The organism is Kocuria rhizosphaerae, from assembly GCF_044462265.1.
GTDB lineage: Bacteria > Actinomycetota > Actinomycetes > Actinomycetales > Micrococcaceae > Kocuria > Kocuria rhizosphaerae.
Genome location: NZ_JBISWL010000152.1, coordinates 1 through 5,584 on the forward strand (window position 1 = coordinate 1; position 5,584 = coordinate 5,584).

General features: G+C 75.6%; 4 protein-coding genes. 2 read left to right on the plus strand and 2 right to left on the minus strand.

Annotation, left to right across the window (positions count from 1 at the left end; all coding sequences use genetic code 11):
• Window positions 1-35: 35 nt before the first annotated feature.
• Window positions 36-1,457: an NAD(P)H-quinone dehydrogenase gene (locus ACH9EU_RS17870; protein WP_396415254.1), complete on the minus strand. Its 1,422-nt coding sequence runs from the start codon at window positions 1,455-1,457 to the stop codon at window positions 36-38.
• Window positions 1,458-1,534: 77 nt separating this feature from the next.
• Here ACH9EU_RS17870 and ACH9EU_RS17875 point away from each other — a divergent pair, with 77 nt between their 5' ends.
• Window positions 1,535-2,350: a purine-nucleoside phosphorylase gene (locus ACH9EU_RS17875; protein ID WP_396415255.1), complete on the plus strand. Its 816-nt coding sequence runs from the start codon at window positions 1,535-1,537 to the stop codon at window positions 2,348-2,350.
• A 28-nt stretch (window positions 2,351-2,378) separates the two neighbouring features.
• Window positions 2,379-4,208 carry a phospho-sugar mutase gene (locus ACH9EU_RS17880; protein WP_396415256.1) on the plus strand — a complete coding sequence of 610 codons (1,830 nt, stop codon included), beginning with the start codon at window positions 2,379-2,381 and terminating at the stop codon, window positions 4,206-4,208.
• A gap of 51 nt (window positions 4,209-4,259) precedes the next feature.
• Here ACH9EU_RS17880 and ACH9EU_RS17885 read toward each other — a convergent pair.
• The coding region (locus tag ACH9EU_RS17885; RefSeq protein WP_396415257.1) for a heparan-alpha-glucosaminide N-acetyltransferase domain-containing protein at window positions 4,260-5,584 on the minus strand (1,325 nt) is incomplete at its 5' end.

Sequence of the window (5,584 nt, forward strand, 5' to 3'; positions counted from 1 at the left end):
CGCCGTCGGCTCCGGACCCGCGGCCGGGCGGGGACTCAGACGTGCACGTGCAGCCGCCGGGCGGCCTCGGAGATCGAGCCCGTGAGCGAGGGGTAGATCGTGAACGTGTCGGCGAGGTCGTCCACGTGCAGCTTGTGGGTCACGGCCAGGGAGATCGGGAAGATGAGCTCCGAGGCACGGGGCCCGACGACGACGCCGCCGATCACGGTCCCGGAGCCCTTCCGGGCGAAGATCTTCACGAACCCGTCCTCGACCGCCATCATCTTGGCGCGCGGATTGGTCGAGAGCTTCAGCATGATGGTGTCCGCCTGGTAGGTGCCCTCGTGGATGGCGCTCTCGCTGACCCCCACCGAGGCGATCTCCGGCGAGGTGAAGATGTTCGAGGCGACCAGGTGGGTGCGCAGCGGCTTGACGGCGTCGCCCATCAGGTGCGCGACGGCGATCCGGCCCTGCATGGCCGCCACCGACGCGAGCGGGAGCACGCCCGTGCAGTCCCCCACGGCGTAGACGCCGGGGGCAGTGGTCCGCGAGACGCCGTCGACCTTGATGTGGCCCGACTCGGCGACGGCCACCCCGGTCTCCTCGAGACCCAGGTCCGCGGTCGCCGGGACGCCGCCGACCGCCATCAGGCAGTGGGACCCGGCGATCTTCCGGCCGTCAGCCAGCGTGACGACCACCCCGCCGTCGGAGCGCTCGACGCTCTCCGCTCGCGAGCGGCTGAGCACGTTCATGCCCCGGCGCTCGAAGACGTTCTCCAGCACGGCCGCGGCGTCCGCGTCCTCACCGGGCAGCACCTGGTCCCGGGAGGAGACGAGGGTGACCTCGGCGCCCAGGCCGCGGTAGGCCGAGGCGAACTCGGCGCCGGTCACGCCGGAGCCCACCACGATCATGTGCTCCGGGACGTCCTGGAGGTGGTAGACCTGCTTCCAGGTGAAGATCCGCTCCCCGTCCGGCTGCGCCGAGGGCAGCTCACGGGGGGTGGCGCCCACGGCGATCAGCACGGCCTGGGCCTCCAGCGTGTACTCGAGCCCGTCCTCGGTGGTGACCTGCACCTCCGTGCGGCTCAGCAGCCGCCCGGTGCCCTCGATCACGCGCACGCCGACCCGCTCCAGTCCCCGCTTGATGTCCCGGGACTGGGAGGCGGCCAGGCGCAGGAGCCGGGTGTTGACCCTGTCCAGGTCCACCCGGAGGTGGTTGATCTCGTCGCCGTCCTTGCTGCCGCGCACGTGCACGCCCAGGTCCGCCGCCTCGGCGAACCGGGTCATGGCGTCCGCGGAGGCGATGAGCGTCTTCGACGGCACCACGTCGGTGAGCACCGCGGACCCGCCCAGGCCCTGCTGTTCGATGATCGTCACGTCCGCGCCGAGGCTCGCGGCGACGAGAGCCGCCTCGTAGCCCCCGGGACCGCCGCCGATGATGACCAGCTTCTGGATGGAGAATTCGCTCTGTGCAGTCACCCGGCCATTCTTGCAGGTGCGCATCGGCGCGGGAACCGCTCGACCGGCGTGGCGGCGCATGCGGTAGCCTCGGGCGCGTGAGCACCGACGGCAGCACCCCCGACCCCTTCGAGCTCGCCCACCGGGCCGCCGACGCGCTGCGGGCGGCCGGCGGCGTGGAGCACCACGACGTGGCCCTGACCCTGGGTTCCGGATGGGCCCGGGCCGCCGAGCTCATCGGGGAGACGGTCGCCGAGGTCCCGGCCGCCGCGATCCCGGGCTTCACCCCGCCCGCCCTCGAGGGCCACGTGGGCACGCTGCGCTCCGTCCGGACGCCGGCCGGGCGGCACGCCCTGGTGATCGGCGCCCGCACCCACTACTACGAGGGCCGGGGCGTGCGCTCCGTGGTCCACGGCGTGCGCACCGCGGCGGCGGCCGGCGCGACCACCATGATCCTGACCAACGGCTGCGGGGGCCTGAACCCGTCCTGGGGCCCCGGCACGCCGGTGCTCATCCGCGACCACCTCAACCTCACCGGCCGCTCCCCCCTGGAGGGCGCCACCTTCGTGGACCTCACCGACCTGTACTCCCCGCGGCTGCGGGCGCTCGCCCGCCGCGTGGACCCCACCCTGGAGGAGGGCGTCTACGCGCAGTTCCCGGGCCCCCACTACGAGACCCCCGCCGAGGTCCGGATGGCAGGGGTCCTCGGGGCCGACCTCGTGGGCATGTCCACCGCGCTGGAGGCGATCGCCGCCCGGCACGCGGGCATGGAGGTCTTCGGGATCTCGCTCGTGACCAACCAGGCGGCCGGCATCTCCGGGGCCCCGCTCTCCCACGAGGAGGTCATCGAGGCCGGCAGCGCCGCGGGCCCCCGGATCTCCGCGCTGCTCGCGGGCATCGTCGCCGAGCTCTGAGACCCGCCGGACCGCCGCAGGAGAGCCCGTGCCCCCCGACAACCGCACCGACCCGGAACTCCTCGAGGCAGCCCGCGCCTGGATCGACGACGACCCGGACCCCGCCACCCGGGCCGAGCTGGCCGCCCTCGTCGATGCGGCCCGGGCGGGCGACGGCGACGCCCTGCGCGAGCTCGCCGAGCGCTTCTCGGGGACGCTGCGCTTCGGCACCGCGGGGCTGCGGGCGGCCCTCGGCGCCGGCCCGATGCGGATGAACCGCGTTGTCGTGCTGCGCGCCGCCGCGGGCGTGGCGGCCCACGTCCGCTCCCTCACGGACGAGGCGACGGGCGCCGGCGACGGGTCCGACCCCGGCACCCGGGACGACGCCGGCCGCGACATCCGGGACGACGACGACGTCCGCGGCACCACGGTCCGGACAGGATCCCGCCGGCCACCGCGCGCCGTGGTCGGCTACGACGCCCGGCACGGCTCGGACGTCTTCGCCCGTGACACGGCGGCCGTGTTCACCGCCGCCGGCGTGGAGACCCTCCTGATGCCCTCCGCTCTGCCCACCCCGGTGCTCGCGTGGGCCGTGCGCGCCCTGGACGCCGAGGTCGGGGTCATGGTCACGGCCAGCCACAACCCGCCGGCCGACAACGGATACAAGGTGTACCTCGGCGGCCGCGCCGTGGAGCCCGCGGGCCGGGGATGCCAGATCGTGGCCCCGCACGACCGGATGATCGCCGAGCGGATCGCCGCCGTGGGTCCCGTCGCCCGGATCCCCCGGGCGGACGGCGGGTGGACCGTGCTGCCGGACGCCGTCGCCGGGGACTACCTGGACGCGGTCGTCCCCGGCGGGCCGGCCGCCGAGCGGCCCCTGCGGATCGTGCTGACGCCCCTGCACGGGGTCGGCGGGAGCACGGCGGTCGAGGCGCTGCGGCGTGCCGGCTTCGCCGACGTGCGCCTCGTGGCCCGGCAGGCACGCCCCGACCCGGACTTCCCCACCGTCGCGTTCCCCAACCCGGAGGAGCCCGGTGCCCTCGACCTCGCCGTGGAGGCCGCCCGGGAGGCGGACGCGGACCTCGTGCTCGCCAACGACCCCGACGCCGACCGGGTGGCCGTCGCCGTTCCGGTGCCCGCGGGCACCGGCGCCGGTGGGGACTGGCGGATGCTGACCGGGGACGAGGTCGGAGCCCTCCTGGGCGGGGCGGCGGCCGCCCGGTGGGCCGGCCACGAGGACGCGGTGCTCGCGAACTCCGTCGTCTCCTCCCGCCTGCTCTCCCGGATCGCGGCCGCCGCCGGGCTCGCCCACCGCGAGACCCTGACGGGCTTCAAGTGGATCGCGCGCGTGCCCGGCCTCGTGTACGGCTACGAGGAGGCCCTGGGCTACTGCACGGCCCCCGACGTCGTCCGCGACAAGGACGGGATCGGCGCCGCCGTGGCCGTGGCACGGCTGGCGGACGACCTGCGCGCCGGGGGGCGCACGCTCCAGGACGCACTGGACGACCTCGCCCTCGCGCACGGCCTGCACGCCACGGACCAGCTGAGCGTGCGGGTCGCGGACCCCGCCCGGATCCCGGCGATGACGGCGGCGCTGCGCGACGCTCCGCCCTCGGCCCTGGCCGGCTCGGAGGTCGTCGCCGTGGAGGACCTCACGTCCCCGGCCACGGGGCTGCCGCCCACGGACGGATTGCGCCTGCTCACCCGGGACGGCACCCGCGTGGTCGTCCGCCCGTCCGGCACCGAGCCGAAGCTCAAGTGCTACCTCGAGGTGGTCGCCGCCGTCGCGGGCCGCGCCGCGTTGCCCGCCGCCCGGGAGCTGGCACGGACCCGGCTCGCGCGGATCCGCGGTGAGCTGGAGACCGCGCTCGGGCTCTGAGCCCGGCGGGCGCCGCAGGACCCGGTGCACGACCCGGCACGGGCCGGTCCGTCAGGCCGGGCCGGCCGGCCGGGCCACGGCGCGCCGTTCCACGCCACGGACCACGCGCGAGACGAGCTTCTCCAGCGGGCCCTGGCCCACGTGCCGCCGCCAGAGCACGGCGACGCCGCAGAACACGGCCGCCTGGGCCCAGAACCACGGCAGCGGCGCGTCGGCGTGGACCTCGAACCACAGGAACAGCAGGTGCGCGGTGTAGAGGGTGAACGTCATGGATCCCATGGCCGCCAGCGGGAGGAGGAACCGTCCCACCGGCCGGGACAGCAGCAGGAGCACACCGAGCACGCACAGCGCCGTGCCCAGGCTCACCGCGAGGGAGAACGGCGTGTTGCTGTGCGGGCCGGGCACCAGCAGCCACCACAGCGTGGTGGTGGGCAGCTCCGGGTCCGGGCCGAAGACCACGACCTCCTGGAGCCGCTCCGGCGAGGTCCCCGGCGTGGCGTCCAGGATCGCGTCGCGGCCGAAGACCGCGAGGGCCGCGGCCGAGAGCACGGACGCGCCCAGGGCCAGCACCGCGCCCGAGGCCACGAGACCGAGCTGCACCGACCGCCTCGCGAGGTCCATCCGGCCCACCGCGATGCCCGCGCACAGGAACGTCATCCACGGCAGGGCGGGGTAGGTGCCGGTGAGCAGCAGCTGCGACAGCACGGTCACCGGTTCCGCGGCGAGGTCGACAAGGCTGGGATTGGCGTGGACGTGAGCGGGCAGCACCGTGAGCGACCACTGCATGAGCACGGGCGCGAGCAGCGCGAAGACCGCGGCACCGAGCAGGAGGTGTCGGATCCTCAGACCGAGGAACGGGATCGCCAGCAGGAAGAACGCGCCGTAGTAGACGAGGATGTTGTCGACGACGAGCTCGAGGAACCCCAGCAGGAAGCCCACGAGGGCGATCACGCCGGCCCGCGCGGCCACCGCGGCCCGGGCGGCCCCCAGCCGACGGCCCGTGCGCGGCGTGCGCCCGCCCGTTCCGAAGGCCAGGCTCACGCCCGCGAGCGTGGCGAACAGGGCGGCGGCGTTGCCGCCGAACAGCGTCCAGGACAGCGTGGCCCCTCCGGACGCCTCGTCCCACAGGGGCAGCGTGTGCACCGCGACCATGCCGACGAGGGCCAGGCCCCGGGCCGCATCCACACCGGCCAGCCGTGCGCCGCCACCGCGGGCGGCCGAGGTCCCGGCGGCGCCCCTCCGGCCGGCTTCCCCGTGGACCGTGCCGCGGGTCGCCCCATCGGTGGCCACCGTCCCGCCGGCGTCCGTCGCGTCGCCGGCGCGCGCTGCACCGCCACGGGCGACCGCGCCCCGGCGCGGCTCGTCCTGGATCATCC